Raw genomic sequence first — 18337 nt, forward strand, 5'->3', positions numbered from 1 at the left:
CCTGCCCCAAATACCCGCCCCGCCCTCCCCTTAAACTGAGAATCGTCATGATAAAATTTTAACTCCCGCGCTCGGGCTCTCATTTTACGCAGGCAATCTTATCCAGGTACCAAAAGGCCTATTCCGCCGGGAATCCCGCAAGATCGGCAACCTCCGAATCCCGCCGAATCGCCCGTCAAGCCCTCATCGAAACCAATCGGTTTTCTGAGAAAAAGCCCCCCGGGGGTTAAGATTTTCTAAGGTTCGCCTTCCAGAGGCAGGGTTATAGTGAATACGTCGGGCCGAGGTTCGGCCGGAGAGCGCGCTTGGGGCGCCTATCGTCCGCCGCCCTCGCTTCGAGCTTCGAGCGCATAGCGCCGAGCCCGTAATCGTATTTCGAACGCAGACGCCAATGGAGGAGTGATCGAGTTTGTGCGGCATTATCGGTTATATCGGCGGCAAGCCGTCTGAGCGTATCCTGCTGGAAGGGCTCAAAAAGCTGGAATACCGCGGCTATGATTCCGCCGGAATCGCGGTTTGCTCCGATCAAGGATTGAAGGTGGTCAAGGCCAAGGGCCGGATCGCCGAACTGGAGAACAAGCTCCGCTCGCAGGACATGCCGTCCGCGACGATCGGAATCGGGCACACCCGCTGGGCGACCCACGGGAAGCCTTCCGACTTGAACTCCCATCCCCACACGGACACCCATATGAAAATATCCGTCGTACACAACGGCATCATCGAGAATTACATGGAGCTGAGAGACGAGCTGGCGGCGCAAGGGGCGCGCTTCGTCTCCGAGACGGACACCGAAGTCGTCTCCCATCTGATCGCCTCCCTCTACGAAGGAGACATCGTCCAGGCCGTGCAGCGGGCGACCAAGCGGATGAGGGGCGCCTACGCGCTCGCCGTCCTGTCGGAGCTCGAGCCGGACAAGCTGATCGCGGTTCGCCTGCACAGCCCGCTCATTATCGGCATCGGCGAAGGCGAGCACTTCATCGGCTCCGATATCCCCGCCATTCTGGAGCATACCCGCGACGTCTACATTCTCGACGACGGCGAGATGGCCGTGCTGACGCGGGAAGAAGCGACGCTGATGACGATCGAGGGCAACCTGATCACGAAGCAGCTGTTCCGCGTCAACTGGGATTTGGCCGTCGCCGAGAAGGCCGGGTACGACCACTTCATGCTCAAGGAGATCCACGACCAGCCGCAGGCTTACCGCGACACGCTGAGCGGGCGCTTGTTCAAGGGCTACCCGTGGGTATACCTTCCGGAGCTGAAGCTGACGCCCGAGCAAATCAAACAGTTCCGCAACATCCATATCGTCGCTTGCGGAACGGCCTATCACGCCGGACTCGTCGGCAAGACGGCGATCGAACGCTGGGCGCGACTGCCCGTCGAAGCGGAAGTCGCTTCCGAGTACCGCTACCGTTCGCCGCTCATCACGCCGGAGACGCTCGTCATCGTCGTCAGCCAGTCCGGCGAGACGGCCGACACGCTCGCCGCGCTCCGCGAAGCGAAGCGCCACGGGGCCCGCGTGCTCGCCGTCACCAACGTCGTCGGCAGCACGGCCGCCCGCGAGGCGGACGACGTGCTGTTCACTTGGGCGGGTCCGGAGATCTCGGTCGCGTCGACCAAAGCGTATTCGACGCAGCTGCTGGCCTTTTACGCGTTCGCGATCCATCTGGCCCGCATCCGGGGCACGCTCCCGGACGAGGAGATCGGGCCGATCGTCCATGCGCTGACGAAGCTGCCCGAGCAGGTAGAGAGCATCCTTCAGCGCAAGGACGAGATTAAATCCTACGCGGAAGAGATCGCAAGCCGCGAGCATCTGTTCTTCATCGGCCGCGGCGTCGACTACGCCGTCGTCCAGGAAGGCTCGCTCAAGCTGAAGGAGATCTCCTACATCCATTCCGAGGCCTACGCCGCCGGCGAGTTGAAGCACGGCACGCTGGCGCTGATCGAGGAAGGGACGCCGGTCGTGGCGCTGGCCACGCAGCCGGACCTGTACGAGAAGACCGTCAGCAACATCCGCGAAGTGATGGCGCGCGGAGCGGGCGTCCTCGGCATCGCGACCGAGGAGACGGCCGGCCTGGCCGGATCCGTCGACCGTCTGCTTCTGATCCCGTCGACGCACCCGATGATCGCTCCCGCGTTGACGGTCATTCCGCTGCAGCTTCTCGCCTATTACGCTTCCGTCGCCCGCGGCTACGATGTGGACAAGCCCCGCAATCTGGCCAAGAGCGTCACGGTCGAATAGGAGGCGGGGGCACCGATGAACGGACATCGTCCCTGGTGGAGAAGCGGCAAAGGGATCGCGGCCGGCGTCGTTCTCCTCGGGGCGCTGCTGGCGGGAGGCTTCTATCTGAAGGAGCATAATGCCTTCGCCGGCCGCGCCGTGGAGAGCGAGACGCAAGCGGACGGAACGATGCTGAAGTTCAAGACCGCGGGCGAGAACGTCGAGGTGTTCAAGGACGGCAAGTGGCAGCCCTTCTTCGCCCAAGGCGTGAACCTCGGGGCGACGCTTCCGGGGCACTTCCCGGGCGAATTCCCGATCGAACGCGCCGACTACCTGCGCTGGTTCGGCCAGATCAAGGAGATGGGAGCGAACGTCATCCGCGTCTACACCCGGCACCAGCCGGTGTTCTACGAGGCTCTCGTCGACTTCAACCGGAAGCACGCGGACGACCCGCTCTACTTCATCCAGGGCATCTGGTCGCCGGAGGAGCAGCTGATCGAGAAGCAGGACGCTTACGACTCCGAGATCGAGAAGGCGTTCCGCGAAGAGATCGAGAACGACGTCAAGGCCGTGTACGGCGATCTGACGATGCCCGGCACGCAGGGCAAGTCGTCCGGCACGTACAAAGCGAACGCGGGCCCTTACCTGCTCGGCTGGAGCATCGGCACCGAATGGGACCCGGAGATGGTGGCCAATACGAACAAGCGGCATAAGGACAAAGCGAGCTACGTCGGGCCGTTCTTCGCGACGACCGCCAAGGCGACTCCGTTCGAGGCGTGGCTCGCGCAGATGGTCGACTACGCGGCGAAGACCGAGCAGGCTTACGGCTGGCGCCATCCGATGAGCTTCACGAACTGGGTGACGACCGACGTGTTGTCGCATCCGAACGAGCCGCTTTTCACCGAAGATCTCGTCAGCGTCGACGCGACTCACCTGAAGCCGGTGCAATGGAACGCGGGGTACTTCGCTTCTTATCACGTGTATCCGTACTATCCGGACTTCTTCCGGTTCGACGACAAGGACGGCAAGGGGCGGACGGACACCTACACCCCGTACCTGAAGAAGCTGAAGGCCTACCACAAGGGAATGCCGATCATGGTCACCGAATACGGAGTCCCGTCGTCGGCCGGCGTCTCCCACCTCGCTCCGCTCGGCCGTTCGCAGGGCGGCCACAACGAGACGGAGCAAGGGAAGATCGACGCCGAGCTGACGAAGATCATCCATGATCAAGGATATTCGGGAGCGCTGCTGTTCATGTGGCAGGACGAGTGGTTCAAGAAGACGTGGAACACGATGCCGATGGAGCTTCCGGAAGACCGCAGAGCCTACTGGCTCAACGTGCTGACGAACGAGAAGCAGTTCGGGGTGCTGGGCATGTACGCGGGCCTCGAGGACAAGCTCGTCATCGACGGCGAAGACGGCGACTGGGACAAGCTCAAGAGTTCGCGGAAGACGAAGCTGCAAGCGGACGTTCCCGGCATCGAGAGCATCGAAGCGGCCCACGACGAAGCGTACGTCTACCTCGGCATTCGTCTCGACCATCCGTTCGATCCTTCCAAGGAGAAGATCGAGATCGGAACGGACTCCCTGCCGGGCGGCAACCGCCGCGGCGACGCGCTGCCCGGCAAGACGCTGGACGAAGGGCTCGAGACGCTCGTCACGATCGGCGACGACAAGGAGACCGGGGTGAAGATCGCGGCCAGGTACGATATGGAGAAAAGGCTGTACGGCTACGTGTACGGAATGATCGACATGTCCGCACAGGAGCTGAAGGACGATTCGGGGCTGTTCAACGACTGGCATCTGCCGGTCAGCCTGAAGATGGAGCCGCCGGATACGAAGACCGCCCACCCGTACGAGAACATCGACGTCGGGACGCTGAAGCGGGGAACGAACAACCCGGCCAGCGCCTCTTACGACTCGCTCGCGATGTGGCAGTACCAAGGCGGCTTCATCGAGCTGCGCATCCCGTGGATGCTGCTCGGGCTCGCCGATCCCAGCTCGAAGCGGGCGGTCAGCTACGAGATGCCGAAGAAGGCGTTCTCGACCGAAGCCATCGAGGGCATCCGCTTCGTGCCGTGGATCGTGGACAAGGAGACGAACGAGGTCGTCGGGCTCGAAGCGGAGACCGCTTCCGGAAGCTACCCCGTTACCCAAGTTCCGAAGTACACATGGGACGGATGGGACGCGGTGACCTATACGGAACGGCTGAAGCCGAGCTATACGGCCATGCAGGAAGTTTACACGGAGATCGGACAAAGGCCGAAGACGGGAGGTTGATCGAAGGGTGCATTCGAATTTGCAAGCCGCTTATTGGTTTATCGGCGTGCTGGTCGCCGTCATCGCGGTCGGTCTCGCGGCGCTGTATACGCTGAAGCTGCGGGACATCCGCCGGCGGCAGGCGGCGGAGGCTTACCAGGCCAAGCACGGCGACTGGTTCACTTACGTCCTCGCCAATCTGGACGGCGAGGAGCCGCTCTACCCGCCGCCGGGTTCGCTGAAGCCGGCGGAGCTCCGGGTGATCCAGGACAAGCTTATCGTCTGGATCGAGCAGCTGCGCGGAGCCCAGCAGGCGAAGCTGATCGCCCTGTGCGAGCGGATGGGCCTCGTCGAGCGCCAGCTGAAGCGGCTGGAGAGCCCGTTCGAATGGGTGAAGCTCGACGCGGCTTACTACCTGGGCTGCATGCGGTCGCATCAAGCGGTGCCGGGCATGATGAAGCTGCTCGCTTCGATGCGGTTCAGCCCGATGGTGTTCATCGTCGGGCGGGCGATCGCCAAGTGCGCCCGGCATACGGAGGAGCTGCGCGACATGGTCCATCTGCTGCTCTCGCACAAGAAGGAATCGCAGCCGCTCGTCGCCGACATTCTGGCCGAGTCGGATCTCGATTACTCGGCGATGCTGGAGACGTTCCTTCGCGGCGGAGACGCGGACCGCGTTCGCCTCGCGCTCGCGGCGATGCAGAAGCATTCGCTCGCCGGCTCGGGCGACCTGCTGTTCAAGCTGACCGCGTCGGACAACGCGGACATCCGGCTCGAGGCGAGCAAGCTGCTGCTGCGCGACGCCGCCGTCGTCACGGAGGAGCGGGCGCGCAAGCTGCTCGCCCATCCGGACGCCGACGTCCGGGCGCAGGCGGCCCAGGCGCTCGGGCGTCTCGGCTTGAAGCCTTGCGTCAAGCTGCTGCGTACTTCGCTCGCCGATGCGGAGTGGCAGGTGCGCTACAACAGCGCCAAGAGCCTCGCCAAGCTCGGCGAGGAAGGCTTCACCGCCCTGTGCGAAGCGGCGGAGGAGGAGACCGGAGCGGTCGCCGAGACGGCGCGGACCGTCATTCAAGAAGAGATGAAGAGCCACGAATCGCCGTCGCTCGGCCGGAGCGTCGAATGGGTGGCCGTCAGGGACATGCAGCGGTTCGTATACGGGAATTTCTTCGGCCAGAAGGAGCTGTTAAGCGACAGGTAACGGAGGTTATGAGATGAGAGAGCTTCTGCTCGGATACGGGTCGGTCGCCATGTATTACGTCATGGCGGTAACCCTCATTTATTTTACGATTTTGTTTTTCTCTTACAAGGGCGTGTACTCGATGATCAAGGGGGCGGTCTACTCCCGCTTCCAGTCGCTGTCGGGCTCGGAATCGGCGCCGCCGGTGTCGCTGCTCGTGCCTGCTTACAACGAGGAGCTGACGATCATCGAGAACGTGAAGTCGCTGCTGACGCTGAACTACCATACGTACGAGGTTATCGTCGTGAACGACGGTTCGAAGGACAACACGCTCCAGGTGCTGATCGACGCGTTCCGGCTCGTGCCGAAGGAGGACGAGACGATCCGCTATTCGATCGACTGCACTCCGATCCGCCAGGTGTACCACAATCCGGCGTATCCGAACCTGTACGTCGTCGACAAGCCCAACGGCGGCAAGGCCGACTCGCTGAACGCGGGCATCAACCTGTCGCACTACCCGCTCATCTCGTCGATCGACGCCGACTCCTTGCTGGAGAAGGACGCCTTGATCCGGATGGCGCGGGTGTACATGGAGAATCCGGCGGAGACGGTCGCCATCGGCGGCAACGTGCGCATCGCCAACGGGTGCACGATCCGCGACGGCGTCGTGGCGGACGTGAAGCTGCCGAAGAAGATCTGGCCGATGTTCCAGACGCTCGAGTACATGAAGGCGTTCCTCGGCGGCCGGATCGGCTGGAGCCATATCAACGGCCTCATCATCGTGTCCGGCGCGTTCGGCATGTTCCGCAAGTCGGCGGTTATCGACGTCGGCGGCTACCGGGACGGCTATCCCGGCGAGGACATGAACATCATCATCAAGCTGCACCGCCACATGCTGGAGAACAAGCTGCCCTACCGGGTCGCGTACTGTCCCGACGCCGTCTGCTGGACGCAGGCTCCGGACACGTACCGCATCCTGAGCAGCCAGCGCAAGCGCTGGGGCCGCGGCAACCTGAAGAACATGCTGGAGAACCGCGACATGCTGCTTCGCCCGAAGTACAAGGTGTTCGGCCTTCTTACGATGCCTTATAACGTCATTTTCGAGACGCTGAATCCGTACTTCAAGCTGACGGGGCTGCTGGCGCTGATCGGCTACGTGGCCATGGACATGACGCAGTGGCGGGTGCTGCTGACGTTCGCGCTCATCAACTTCCTGAACGGCTTCGTCATGGCCGTCGGGTCGCTCGTGCTCGAGGAGCTGGCGTTCCGCCGCTACACGCGGATGCGGGACCTCGTCAAGATGACCGCGTTCTCCGCGCTTATGTTCCTCGGCTACTATCAGCTCGGCGTGCTGTGGAGGCTGCAGGGCCATATCGAATTCCTGCGCAAGAACAACTCGTGGGGCGTGATGACGCGGCAGAGCTGGAACCAGGAGCCTTCCGGCGGCGACGCGCAGGCCGTGGCCCAGAGCGGCAAGATCGCTTGATCCGGGCCGCGGGTCCTGCGTTCCGGCAAGCTTCAACATTCCGGAGAGTCTTCATCCGACGCGCTCAACGTGCGATGCAGCGGACGGAGCTCCCGTTGATATAGGAGGAGAGGTAAAAGGATGAGCAAACGGCTCGAAGCCAAGCGGCTGAACGAAGTCATGTACGAGAAAGTCGTGGAACGGTTCTGGAGGTCCGACGAATCGGCGCGGGGGGAGCCTTGCGGCATCCTGCTCGTCCGCTGCCCGCAGTCGTTCGAGGAGACGACGCGCGAGATCCGGACGCGGCTCGAGGCCGAGCTGGAGCGTTCCGTCGAAGCGGTGACGGTCGCGAATCGCGAAGCCGCGTTCCTGCTGTTCGGCGTCGCCTGGAGCCGGACGCATTATTTGGCGCTGCGGGTGAAGCAGGAGCTGATGCGGCTCGTTCCCGGGGAGTTCGCGATTATGATCGCCGACGCGGGCGAGCACGCGGAACGCAACCCGCGGGCGTTCGAGAAGATGGCGGACCTGTTCGCGCAGCTTCCGGAGGCTCCGGAGATCGTCATTTTCCAGGAGCACGTGCAGCCCGGCGGCACCCAATCGGTGCTGCTCGTCGACGGCGACGAGGAGATGCGCCGCTACCTGGAGCTCCGCTTCCGGCTGAAGGGCTACCGGGTGCTCGCGGCCGAGAACGGCCCGCAGGGACTGGACCTGTTCCGCAAGATGAAGCCGGACGTCGTCGTGACCGACTTGAACCTGACGGGCATGGACGGCTTCCATCTGCTCACGCGGCTGCACCGGGAAGATCCGAACGCGAGCAGCAAAATCGTCGTGTTCACCGACAACCGGGTGGAAGAGTCCATCAACAAGTGCTTCGAGCTCGGGGTGGCGGACTACATCACCCGGCCGTTCTCGCCGGTCGAGCTCGAAGAGCGCATCGAGAAGCTTCTGCAATAGCGCCGACGGGCTTGGCCGCCGCGGCGAATGTCCGTGCTCCGCGCCGGGCGATTGCGCAAGCCGAACGATGGATCGCGGACGGGCAGGGGCGACGCCGATTACAGAGGCGAATTCGCCGCGAGCGGTCGCCGTAACCGCCAAAATGGCGGTTGCAGAGGCGAACCCGCCGCGAATGGTTGCCGTAACCGCCAAAACGGCGGTTGCAGAGGCGAACCCGCCGCGAATGGTTGCCGTAACCGCCAAAACGGCGGTTGCAGAAGCGAATCAGCCGCGAACGGTTGCCGTAACCGCCAAAATGGCGGTTACATACTGGGCGCCCCCGGGCGGCCCGGACTTATCGACTCCCGATTGCAGCAGGAGGTCATTGCCGTCGCTTTTTCCCATTCGATCCACTAGCCTAACCTATAAAGGAGGACATTCGTTATGAACGTCAATTACATGCGCCTGCACCACGCCATCGAGAACAAGCAGGCGAAGCTCGGCGTCGTCGGTCTCGGGTACGTGGGACTTCCGCTCGCCGTCGAGATGGTGCGCCAAGGGTTCGCGGTGTACGGCATCGACGTGGACGAGCGCAAAGTCGCGATGCTGCGCCAAGGCCAATCCTACGTTCAGGACGTCTCCTCGGAGAAGCTCGCCGAAGCGCTGGCGGACGGCCGGTTCGTGCCGACGACGGACTACGCCGTCCTGTCCGAGCTCGATGCCGTCTCGATCTGCGTGCCGACTCCGCTCAGCGCCAACCAGGATCCCGACACCTCCTACATCGTCTACGTCGTCAACCAGATCAAGAAGTATATGAAGAAAGGCTTGCTCATCGTCCTGGAGAGCACGACGTACCCGGGCACGACCGAGGAGCTGATCGAGCAGGAGCTGGAGAGGCTCGGCCACGTCGCCGGGCGCGACTACTTCCTCTGCTTCTCGCCGGAGCGGGTCGATCCGTCCAACGAGAAGTTCGCTACCTACAACACCCCGAAGGTGCTCGGCGGCACGACGCCGGAGTGCGCCAAGCTGGGCTGCCTGCTATACGAGAACATCGTCGAGAAGGTCGTTCCCGTCTCGTCCCCGAAGGTGGCGGAGATGTCCAAGCTGCTCGAGAACACGTTCCGCAGCGTCAATATCGCCTTCATCAACGAGATGGCGATGATGTGCGAGCGGATGGGCATCGACATCTGGGAGGTCATCAAGGCGGCGAGCACGAAGCCGTTCGGCTTCATGCCGTTCTACCCGGGTCCGGGAATCGGCGGCCACTGCATTCCGCTCGATCCGATGTACTTGTCCTGGAAAGCGAAGGGGTACCGGTTCTACAGCAGCTTCATCGAGCTGGCGCAATCGGTCAACTCGAACATGCCGTATTACGTGGTGAACAAGACGGCGAACATCCTCAACGAAGACTCCAAGTCGCTGCGCAAATCCCGCATCCTGATCCTCGGCATGGCGTACAAGCCGAACGTGGACGACCTGCGGGAGTCGCCGGGGCTGGAGGTGTACGAGCTGTTCCGAGAAGGCGGCGCGATCGTGGACTACTACGATCCGTTCGCGACGTCGTTCCGCGACCAGCACGGCGAGACGGTCCATTCCGTGCCGTATAATCTCGAACAGTTCCGTACTTACGATTGCTTCGTGCTCATCACCGACCACGACGCGTTCGACTACGGCGAGCTGGCTTCGCTGGGCGTCCCGATCGTGGACACGCGCAACGCTCTGAAGGCGTACGAGCTGCCGCACATCTACAAGCTCGGCGCGCCGGTCGAGCACAAGCTGGAGCCCGTCCAGACGTCCGCGGGCTGACCCGAGGTCGAAGAAGCCGCCCTTGCATGGAAGACCTTCCATCGCGGGGGCGGCTTCTTTTGGGGGCGCTTAAGATGAAGGGCAGCTGACAAATGGAGGGAGTCGGAGGGACGAGCCAAAGCGACTCGGCGGCTGAGGTACATCCGAGGAGAAGACGAGGCGGCTGGCGACCGCAGAAATAAAGAGGCATCAAGGAGGCAGACCGTCTAGTCTGCCTCCTTGGTGCCGGCGCCTTCGAGCTGCATCCAGGCGGCGAGGTCGTGGACCGCGATGCCGCCGAAGCCGGCGTTGCCCGCGTAGGCACGCTGAATGCGGGAGACGGCGTCGCGGAAGCGGTCCGCGCCAAGCCCGCGGAACGTCAGCTTCGGCTCGGTATCCTTGGCGACGTTCAGTCCGACGAGCACGACGGCGCCCGTTCCGCGCGCATGCTCGATCTCTTGCTTCACGAGATCGAGCACGCCGCCCGAGCCTTCGGCCTCGTTGCGATAGGACATCAGCGTCACCGAATCCGCCGAGCGCATCATCCACTGGTCCAGCGTCTCCGAAGCCTCTTCGGCGCCGGAACCGGAGTTCCGCGGCGTTCCCGAATTCTCCGAAGCCTCGCCGCTCCCGGAATCGCCGCCGAAGGCCGGAATCTCGTCGAGCCAGAAGGGAATGTCGACGCCCGAGCGAAGGCCGTGCGCCCGGGCGAAATCGCTCATCTCCTCGACCGTCGTCCGCCACCCGCGGATCGTCCCTTCGCGGTCCTCGTCCCATATCGGCAGCGAGTAGGGCTCCACGTCCAGATGAACGCCCGCGAAGCGTTCCGTCTCCGCGACGGCCGCGTTGTAATCGGCGACCATCCCGAGAAATTCGCGCATCCCCGCCCGCCCCTCGGCCAGCGCCCAGTTCCTCTCGCCGCCGAGCGCCTGCACTTCGATGCCTTCGGCGGAGGCCGCGCGATTGAACGCGCGGTACAGTCCTGCCTCCTCGCCGAGCATCGCCGCTCCGACGTGCAAGTAGACGGTCCGCACTTGTCGTTCCTTCATGAATTCCGTCACGCGCGGGACGTTCGCTTCATCGCCGTCCAGCAGCGCGTTCAGATCCCATACCCATGTCGCCGTGTCCCGATTCACCGTTTTGCCGCGTCCTTCCGTTAGGACCATGATCGATACCGCCGCCAATGCCAAGACGATCGCTCCGACGGCGGCGTAGTGCCATTTTCTCATCCATGTAGCCTTTCCGTATACCAAATTAGTCTATCCCATCGCGCAGGATTGGGGCCTGCGGCCGATTCGGAGCCTTCCGGGTTCGTCCATACTTGAAGTACACCACGAGAGAAAGGACTGTTGCCTGTTGCGTTACCGCATTCTCGCTCCCCTGTCGTTATTCCTCGTCATCGCGATATTTTTCGGAATGGGGTGGAAGCCTGTGCCGGCAAGCGCGCAAACGCCTTTTACCAAAGCCACCTGGCTCTGGGAGACGCCTCTCATTCGAACTTCTTCCTCCGAGATCTTATCGTTCTGCAAGGAGAACGGAGTCAACGTCATCTATCTGCAGATCAACCGGGACGTCAAGCCGGCGGAATATGCCGCGTTCATTCGCCAAGCCGGGGAGAGAGGGATCGAGGTGCACGCCCTGGACGGCCGGGCCTCCTGGGGCTTCGAGATCAACCGCCCGAACATCGATCGTTCCTTCGATTGGCTCGCCGAGTACCAGAAGAATGCCGCGGAAGGCGAGAGGTTCGCCGGCATTCACGTCGATATCGAGCCGTACGCCTTGCCGTATTGGAGCAAGGAAGGCTCCACCTTTATCGCCCAATGGCAGAACAACGTCCGATACATCGTGGACCGGGCCGAGCAGCTGAAGCTGCCGATCGCCGCGGACATTCCGTTCTGGCTCTGCAACTACCGGACGCCGGACGGATCCGAGACGCTCAGCCGCTGGATGATGCGCAAGTACGGGGCGGTCACCATCCTCGCTTACCGGGATTCGGCGCAGGCGATCGCCAACATGGCCGCGGCCCAGCTGTCGGAAGCCGCCGATCTGGGCATTCCGGCCGCCATCGGCGTGGAGACCATCAACAGTCCGGAAGGGGCGAACATTACGTTCTATGAAGAAGGCCGCGTGAAAATGTCGGAGCAGCTCGCGAAGGCGAGCGCGTTAATGGCCAAGCACGGAACGTTCTCCGGCATCGCGATCCACGATTACAAATCCTGGAAGTCAATGAAGGCATAAAGCTGTGAACCCGGAAACCCGGAAACCCGGAAACCCGGAAACCCGGAAACCCGGAAACCCGGAAACCCGGAAACCCCTTATGGGGACTTACCCTTAGCAGGGAAGCCTTAAACGCCATAAGCCGTGCCAAATCAAGGAAGTCCCTTGCGCCGCGAGCGCGAGGGACTTTCCGTTTATGCGGGCCGAGCCCGAACCCCCGGTCAATGGTTGTTGCCGGAGCTGTTGCCCTTCTTGTCGGACGTCTTGGTCTGGGTATTCTTGTTCGCGTGTCCTTGCTGCTTCGCCATGCCTGTCATCCTCCTTCCGGCGCGGATGGAGGTAGTGTGCGATATTCGGGGCTCGTTATGCGGACAAAACAGTTGAAGCCATGCGGTCCGTCAACGCCCGGCCCTAAACGTTGGCAAAAAACTACTAATTAAGTTAACACCTAGTTAATCGCGGTTTAACAGAGCGCTTGTATGATGAGTTATGTTTCCGGGAACAGGCTTGTCCTGCTTCTTGAAGACTAGAAATCAAGGATAAAAATGGTGGGGAGTTGTCGAAATTGAAAAACAAATTCATGCTTTTGGCCGTATCCGCCTTGGCGATCGGACTCGTCTCGGGCTGCGGTTCCAGCAACAACAATAACGGGAACGCAAGCGCCAGCCCTTCGGACAGCGCATCCCCGTCTCCTTCGGTATCGGCCAGCGCGAGCCCTTCCGAGAGCGCAAGTCCCGCGGCTGCCGAGATCAAGGAGCTGAAAATCAGCTTCGTTCCGTCCAAAGACCCGGATCAAATCATTACGGCAACCGACCCGCTCAAGGATCTGCTTAAGAAGCAGCTGGCTACCCAAGGCTACAATGTCGGCACGGTCAGCATCGACGTCGGCACGACGTACGAAGCCGTAGGAGAAGCGCTGACGGCCGGCACGACGGATATCGGCCTCATTCCGGGCGGCACTTACGTCCTGTACGAAGACGGAGCGGACGTGATTCTGACCGCTACCCGCGCGGGCCTGTCGAACGATTCCGATAATCCGAAGGACTGGAACGACAACAAGCCGACGCAGCCGACCGCCGACCAAGCGACGTATTACCGCTCTCTGCTCATTGCCGGTCCTTCCAAGAAAGGCCAAGAGCTCGCCGCCAAGGTGAACAAGGGCGAGAAGCTGACTTGGGACGACCTGAACGGCGCGAACTGGGCCGTCATGTCGACCTCCTCGTCCGCCGGCTACATCTACCCGACCCTGTGGCTGCAAAGCAACTATCAGAAGAGCCTGACGGATCTGGCTCATGTCGTAACGTCCGATTCCTACGGCAGCTCCTTCGCCCGTCTGGCCGCCGGCCAAGTCGACGTCCTCGTGACCTATGCGGACGCGAGAAGAGACAATGAAGCGAAGTGGACGACGGACTACGGCCGCAAGGCGTCGATCTGGGACGAGACGAACGTTATCGGCGTAACCGACGGAATCTACAACGACACGATCAGCGTCAGCAAGAACGATCCGCTCATGACCGACGAGTTCAAGAAGGCGCTCCAAGACGCCTTCATCGCCATCGCCCAAACGGAAGAAGGCAAGAAAGTCATCTCGATCTACAGCCATGAAGGCTACAAGCCGGCCCAATCCTCCGATTACGACTCCGAGCGCAAGGCGCAAGAGCTGATCAAGAGCCTGAAGAAGTAATCGCAGCGGACAAGCTTCAAGAACGCATCGGCGCTTCAAGCAAGTAACGGGATGAGAGCATCAAGGTCCAATGATGTTCTCATCTTTGTCGTTCTAGAAACTACAAGATCGGGGAAGTTCCATGATACAGTTTATCGATGTGCAGAAAACCTATCCGAACGGGACGATCGCGCTGCAGAACGTCAACCTGAATATCGAGCAGGGCGAATTCGTCGCGGTCATCGGCCTGTCCGGCGCGGGCAAGTCCACGCTTATTCGCTGCATCAACCGGATGCACGACATTACCGGCGGCCGGTTGATCGTGGACGACGTCGAAGTAACCAGGCTCAGAGGCAAGCAAATCCGCCGCTTCCGCCGCCGAATCGGCATGATCTTCCAATCGTTCAACCTGGTGACGCGGACGACCGTGATCAAGAACGTGCTCGTCTCGTTCGTGCCGGATCTGCCGCTGTGGCGCAAGCTGACCGGCCTCTTCACCAAGGAGCAGAAGATCAAAGCCTTGGAAGCGCTGGACAAGGTGGGCATCCTGGACAAAGCCTACGTCCGCGTCGATCAGCTGTCGGGCGGCCAGCAGCAGCGGGTGGCGCTGGCGCGCACGCTGGCGCAGAATCCCGACATCATTCTGGCCGACGAGCCGATCGCTTCGCTGGACCCGGTCACCTCGAGAATGGTCATGAACGACTTCAAGCGGATCAATCAAGAGATGAACATCTCCGTCATCATGAATATCCACCACGTGGAAGTCGCGCTCGAATACGCGGACCGGATCATCGGCATCCGCAAGGGAGAGGTCGTCTTCGACGGGGAGTCCCGCCGGGTGACGAAGGAGATTCTCGAAGACATCTACGGCGGCAACATCGAAGCGTTGGCGTCCTCGCCGGAGGAGAAGCTGGCCCATGTACGATAAACTTTTTCCTCCGAAAAAAGTTCTGCTCCCAAGCGGCAAAGTCGTAGCGGAGAAGCGGTCGCGGACTCCGCTCGTTCTGCTGATCTTGGTCGCGGCGACCGTGCTGTCCGTCCGGTTCACCGATTTCAGCCTGAAAGTGCTGTTTACGCGCATCGGCAAATTTTTCGGCATTATCGGCGAGATGATTCCCCCGAAGTGGGATTCCTTCCCCGCTCTGTGGCAAGCTCTGGTCTCGACTCTGCAGATGTCGCTGCTCGGTTCGATGATCGGAGCGTTAATCGCCCTTCCGTTCGCCGTGCTGGCTTCCGCCAACATCGTCCGCAGCAAGGCCGTCGTGGCCGTCTTCAAAATCATCTTGAGCCTGTTAAGAACGCTGCCTACTCTGGTGACCGCTCTGATCGCGACCTTCGTCTTCGGACTGGGTCCGATGGCGGGCGTGGTCGCCATCCTGCTGTTTACTCTCTCGTACGTAGGCAAATTGTTGTACGAACAGATCGAGAACGTCGACATGGGACCCTTCGAAGCGATGGAATCGATCGGCATGACGCGAATCCAAGCGTTCCGCTACGCGATCGTTCCGCAGGTGCTCCCGGGTTATTTGTCCACCTCGCTGTTCTGCTTCGAAGGCAACGTTCGCTACGCGGCCATTCTGGGCTATGTGGGAGCAGGAGGTGTCGGACTTCTGATCAAAGAAAATATCGGCTTTCGCGAGTACCCGAGCGTAGGGATGATCATTCTGGCGTTGGTCGTAACGGTATATCTGATCGAGACGGTTAGCGAACACTTCCGCAAAAAGTTAATCTAAGGAGAAGGCAGCGCTTATGACGACAGTAGAGAAGCAGCTTCTGGCTTCGCCCCGCAATCTTCGGTATCTCCTGACCGTCGCGATCCTTGTCCTCGGGCTGTTCGCATGGTCGCTCACCGCCGTCAATTTCGCCGACGTGAATAAGGGCGGATTGCAAATCTCGTTCAATATTATCAAGGGCATCGTCAATCCGGACCTGGACCTGCTGCTCAACGTCTCGAAGCAGAGCGTCTTGTATTTGCTCGTGCAGACGTTGGCTATCGCGTTCATGGGGACGATCGTCGGCGCGGTCTTGTCCGTCCCGCTCGCGTTCCTCGCCGCGTCCAATATCGTCCCGAAGCCGGCGGCTTGGCTCACTCGGCTGCTGCTCATCGTCATCCGGACGATTCCGGCGCTCGTGTACGGGCTGATGTTCATCCGCGTGTCGGGTCCCGGACCGTTCGCAGGGGTGCTGACGATCGGGATCACCTCCGTCGGGATGCTCGCCAAGCTGTACGTGGATGCGATCGAGGAGCTGGACACGAGGGTGCTGGAGTCGATGACGTCCATCGGCTGTACGACCTTCGAGAAGATCCGCTACGGGATTTTCCCGCAATTGCTGTCGGTCTTTCTGTCGGTCACGATCTACCGGTTCGACATGAACATGCGCGAAGCTTCGATTCTGGGTCTGGTCGGCGCCGGCGGCGTCGGGGCTCCGCTCATCTTCGCCATGAACAGCTACAAGTGGAACCAGGTCGGCTCCCTGCTAATCGGCCTGGTCGTGCTGATCTTGCTGATCGAGCTGCTGTCCAACAAGCTCCGCGGCAAGTTGATCAAGGGTTAAGATATCGGCATGCGAAAATGAGGAGCCCAATCTCGCCGACATGGCGGGCTTTGCCGCAGGCAGGCGGATTCATTTGTATGATTTTTCGAATACGCACCGTCGGGAAAAACTAGGCAGATGCATTTTGTATGATTTTTCGTACACCATTCAAGCAAGGCGAGTTCTTGAAGGAGTTTTTGTATGATTTTTCGTACACCATTCAAGCAAAACGCCTTCCTGAAGCAGAATTTGTATGATTTTTCGTACACCATTCAGCAAGGTGCCTTTCTGAAGCAGAATCTAGTGCAATTCAAATGTGCCAGGACAAAGTTCCGGTAGCGAATGGGTCATCCATAGAAAAAAGATCCGCCCGCGCGGATCTTTTTTCTCATCTTCCGGGGTTATAAACGACCCGCCAGTTATGGTCGCAGGAGGCTCGGATCGTTCCGCGCTTCCGAATGTAATCGGCCAGAATCTCCGTCATGTCCGTCGGAATCTCGCGTACGACCGGCTTGTCCTTCAGCATGTCGAAGTTGCCCCCGCCTCCCGCGCGATAGCTGTTCATGACGACTTCGAACTCGGCGTTCGGATCGAGGGGCTCGCCGTTCCGCTCGAGCTTGACGACGCGCCGTCCTTCCGGCTTCGAGATGTCGAGGACGTATTCGACGCCCTCCCACATGTCGTAATTGAAGTGCTGCGGCTTCGGCTCGAGGTAGGCCGCCGACACGCGCAAGCCGCCCGTCTGCTCGTCCGGCGCGAAGTAGCGGGCGTTCTGTTCGAGCGCCGCGCGGATGTCGCGGCCGGTCAGGCGAACGACCTTCAGCGTGTTGGGATAGATGTAGTTGGACACGACATCCCGCATCGTAATCCGCTCCGAGAAGCCTCTGGCTTCGTTGGTGAAGATAGCCGCGCAGGAGATCTCCGCTCCGGTGACCTCCATCTGCACCCGGTTGACGAATTCGGCGAACGCGTGGTCGGCCTGGCGCGCGGCGAACGGGTCGGGGATCGTCATGTCGCCCTCCGCCGCTCCGATCGGCTGGTCCAGCCACTGCTGGGTTCTGCGCTCGTCTTCGGCGAACAGGGCGAGCAGCTCCGCATCGGCCGGCGTCTCCTCCTCCACCGGAAGCAGGCTCGCCGTCTTGCGGAGAATCGCCCATCCGCCTTCGTCCGTCCGCTCGAACTCCAGCTCGATCTTCGCGATCGCCTGACCGGCGCTGCCCGGCTGCGCGACCGCGACGCCGTTCACTTCCCCGGCCAGCAGCCGATGCTGGTGCCCGGTGAGAAGCACATCCACGCCCTCGAGGCGGAAGCACATCTCGTAGCCTTGATTCTCCCCGGTCGGCGGCTCGGTCGGTTCGCCGGTGGCCAGGTCCCGCTCGAAGCCGCCGTGGTAGCAGACGACGACCGCGTCCGGACGTTCGGCGGCGCGAATATGCGCGACCCAGCGCCGGGCGGATTCCAAGGCGTCCTCGAAGGCGAGCCCTTGAATATGGGACGGATCTTCCCAACGCGGGATATAATGCGTCGTCACGCCGAGTACGGCGATCCGAACGCCCTCGGGCAGGGCGAACACCCGGTAGGGCTGCCCGAACGCCGGCCGGCCGTCGGATTCGCCGACGATATTGGCGGAGAGCCAGGGGCAGCCGGAATCCCGGATCGCCCGGTTCAGCAGGTCCAGTCCGTAGTTGAATTCATGATTGCCGAGCACGGCCGCATCGTACTTCAGCGCCTTCAGCGCTCTTGCGGCGGGGTGAACGCCGGTCCCGTCGTATTTCGCGTAATGGTACATGAACGGGGTGCCCTGCAGAGAGTCGCCATTATCGAGAAGAAGCAGGGACGGATGGGCGCTTCTCTCCCGGCGGATGATGCTCGACAGCTTCGCGAGCCCGAGCGGCTTGTCCCCGGGGCCCCGATAGTCCGTCGGGTAGACGTGACCGTGCACGTCGCTGGTCTCCAATATCGCGACAACGACCGATTGAGGGGAATTCAATGTATCGCAACCTCCTGAAGTCCGAGATGAACGCACCGGACGAGGGCGCGCGGTAAAAATATAGCATACTTCCGCCGGCTCTTGTGCTTATC

13 protein-coding genes are annotated in these 18337 nt (G+C 61.4%); 11 read left to right on the top strand and 2 right to left on the bottom strand.

Annotated elements, in window-relative coordinates; all coding sequences use genetic code 11:
- Positions 1 to 409 precede the first annotated feature (409 nt).
- The 6 genes from glmS to H7B90_RS28615 all read left to right on the top strand — a co-directional run bounded on the left by glmS (position 410) and on the right by H7B90_RS28615 (position 9861).
- The gene (gene glmS, locus H7B90_RS28590) at positions 410 to 2242 is read left to right on the top strand and encodes a glutamine--fructose-6-phosphate transaminase (isomerizing) (RefSeq protein ID WP_185139310.1); all 1833 of its coding nucleotides are present in this window, start codon (positions 410 to 412) and stop codon (positions 2240 to 2242) included.
- Between the two features lie 15 nt (positions 2243 to 2257).
- Positions 2258 to 4501 (top strand): hypothetical protein, encoded by a 2244-nt coding sequence (locus tag H7B90_RS28595; protein WP_185139311.1) that lies wholly within the window; start codon positions 2258 to 2260, stop codon positions 4499 to 4501.
- A gap of 7 nt (positions 4502 to 4508) precedes the next feature.
- Positions 4509 to 5678, top strand: coding sequence for a HEAT repeat domain-containing protein (locus H7B90_RS33525; RefSeq protein ID WP_185139312.1), 1170 nt, complete (start codon positions 4509 to 4511; stop codon positions 5676 to 5678).
- A gap of 13 nt (positions 5679 to 5691) precedes the next feature.
- Positions 5692 to 7143: a glycosyltransferase family 2 protein gene (locus H7B90_RS28605; RefSeq protein ID WP_185139313.1), complete on the top strand. Its 1452-nt coding sequence runs from the start codon at positions 5692 to 5694 to the stop codon at positions 7141 to 7143.
- A gap of 120 nt (positions 7144 to 7263) precedes the next feature.
- A complete protein-coding gene (locus H7B90_RS28610) occupies positions 7264 to 8076 on the top strand; it encodes a response regulator (RefSeq protein ID WP_185139314.1) in 813 nt (270 codons plus the stop codon).
- Positions 8077 to 8499: 423 nt separating this feature from the next.
- Positions 8500 to 9861, top strand: a complete 1362-nt coding sequence (locus tag H7B90_RS28615; protein ID WP_185139315.1) for a nucleotide sugar dehydrogenase — start codon at positions 8500 to 8502, stop codon at positions 9859 to 9861.
- Between the two features lie 206 nt (positions 9862 to 10067).
- On the opposite strand, the gene H7B90_RS28620 is transcribed toward H7B90_RS28615, so the two are convergent.
- Positions 10068 to 11069 carry a hypothetical protein gene (locus H7B90_RS28620; protein WP_185139316.1) on the bottom strand — a complete coding sequence of 334 codons (1002 nt, stop codon included), beginning with the start codon at positions 11067 to 11069 and terminating at the stop codon, positions 10068 to 10070.
- A 202-nt stretch (positions 11070 to 11271) separates the two neighbouring features.
- Here H7B90_RS28620 and H7B90_RS28625 point away from each other — a divergent pair, with 202 nt between their 5' ends.
- The 5 genes from H7B90_RS28625 to phnE (H7B90_RS28645) all read left to right on the top strand — a co-directional run bounded on the left by H7B90_RS28625 (position 11272) and on the right by phnE (H7B90_RS28645) (position 16276).
- The gene (locus H7B90_RS28625) at positions 11272 to 12078 is read left to right on the top strand and encodes a hypothetical protein (RefSeq protein ID WP_246578871.1); all 807 of its coding nucleotides are present in this window, start codon (positions 11272 to 11274) and stop codon (positions 12076 to 12078) included.
- 544 nt (positions 12079 to 12622) lie between these two features.
- Positions 12623 to 13741 (top strand): phosphate/phosphite/phosphonate ABC transporter substrate-binding protein, encoded by a 1119-nt coding sequence (locus H7B90_RS28630; RefSeq protein WP_373315995.1) that lies wholly within the window; start codon positions 12623 to 12625, stop codon positions 13739 to 13741.
- Positions 13742 to 13862: 121 nt separating this feature from the next.
- The gene (gene phnC, locus H7B90_RS28635; RefSeq protein ID WP_185139317.1) at positions 13863 to 14648 is read left to right on the top strand and encodes a phosphonate ABC transporter ATP-binding protein; all 786 of its coding nucleotides are present in this window, start codon (positions 13863 to 13865) and stop codon (positions 14646 to 14648) included.
- The gene (gene phnE / locus H7B90_RS28640) at positions 14638 to 15453 is read left to right on the top strand and encodes a phosphonate ABC transporter, permease protein PhnE (protein ID WP_185139318.1); all 816 of its coding nucleotides are present in this window, start codon (positions 14638 to 14640) and stop codon (positions 15451 to 15453) included. Before phnC ends, phnE (H7B90_RS28640) begins: the two co-directional genes overlap by 11 nt.
- A 16-nt stretch (positions 15454 to 15469) precedes the next feature.
- Positions 15470 to 16276 carry a phosphonate ABC transporter, permease protein PhnE gene (gene phnE, locus H7B90_RS28645; protein ID WP_185139319.1) on the top strand — a complete coding sequence of 269 codons (807 nt, stop codon included), beginning with the start codon at positions 15470 to 15472 and terminating at the stop codon, positions 16274 to 16276.
- A gap of 367 nt (positions 16277 to 16643) precedes the next feature.
- On the opposite strand, the gene H7B90_RS28650 is transcribed toward phnE (H7B90_RS28645), so the two are convergent.
- The gene (locus H7B90_RS28650; protein ID WP_185139320.1) at positions 16644 to 18245 is read right to left on the bottom strand and encodes a bifunctional metallophosphatase/5'-nucleotidase; all 1602 of its coding nucleotides are present in this window, start codon (positions 18243 to 18245) and stop codon (positions 16644 to 16646) included.
- Between the last annotated feature and the right edge of the window lie 92 nt (positions 18246 to 18337).

The sequence above is a fragment of the Cohnella xylanilytica genome, assembly GCF_014212175.1.
GTDB classification, from domain to species: domain Bacteria; phylum Bacillota; class Bacilli; order Paenibacillales; family Paenibacillaceae; genus Cohnella; species Cohnella xylanilytica.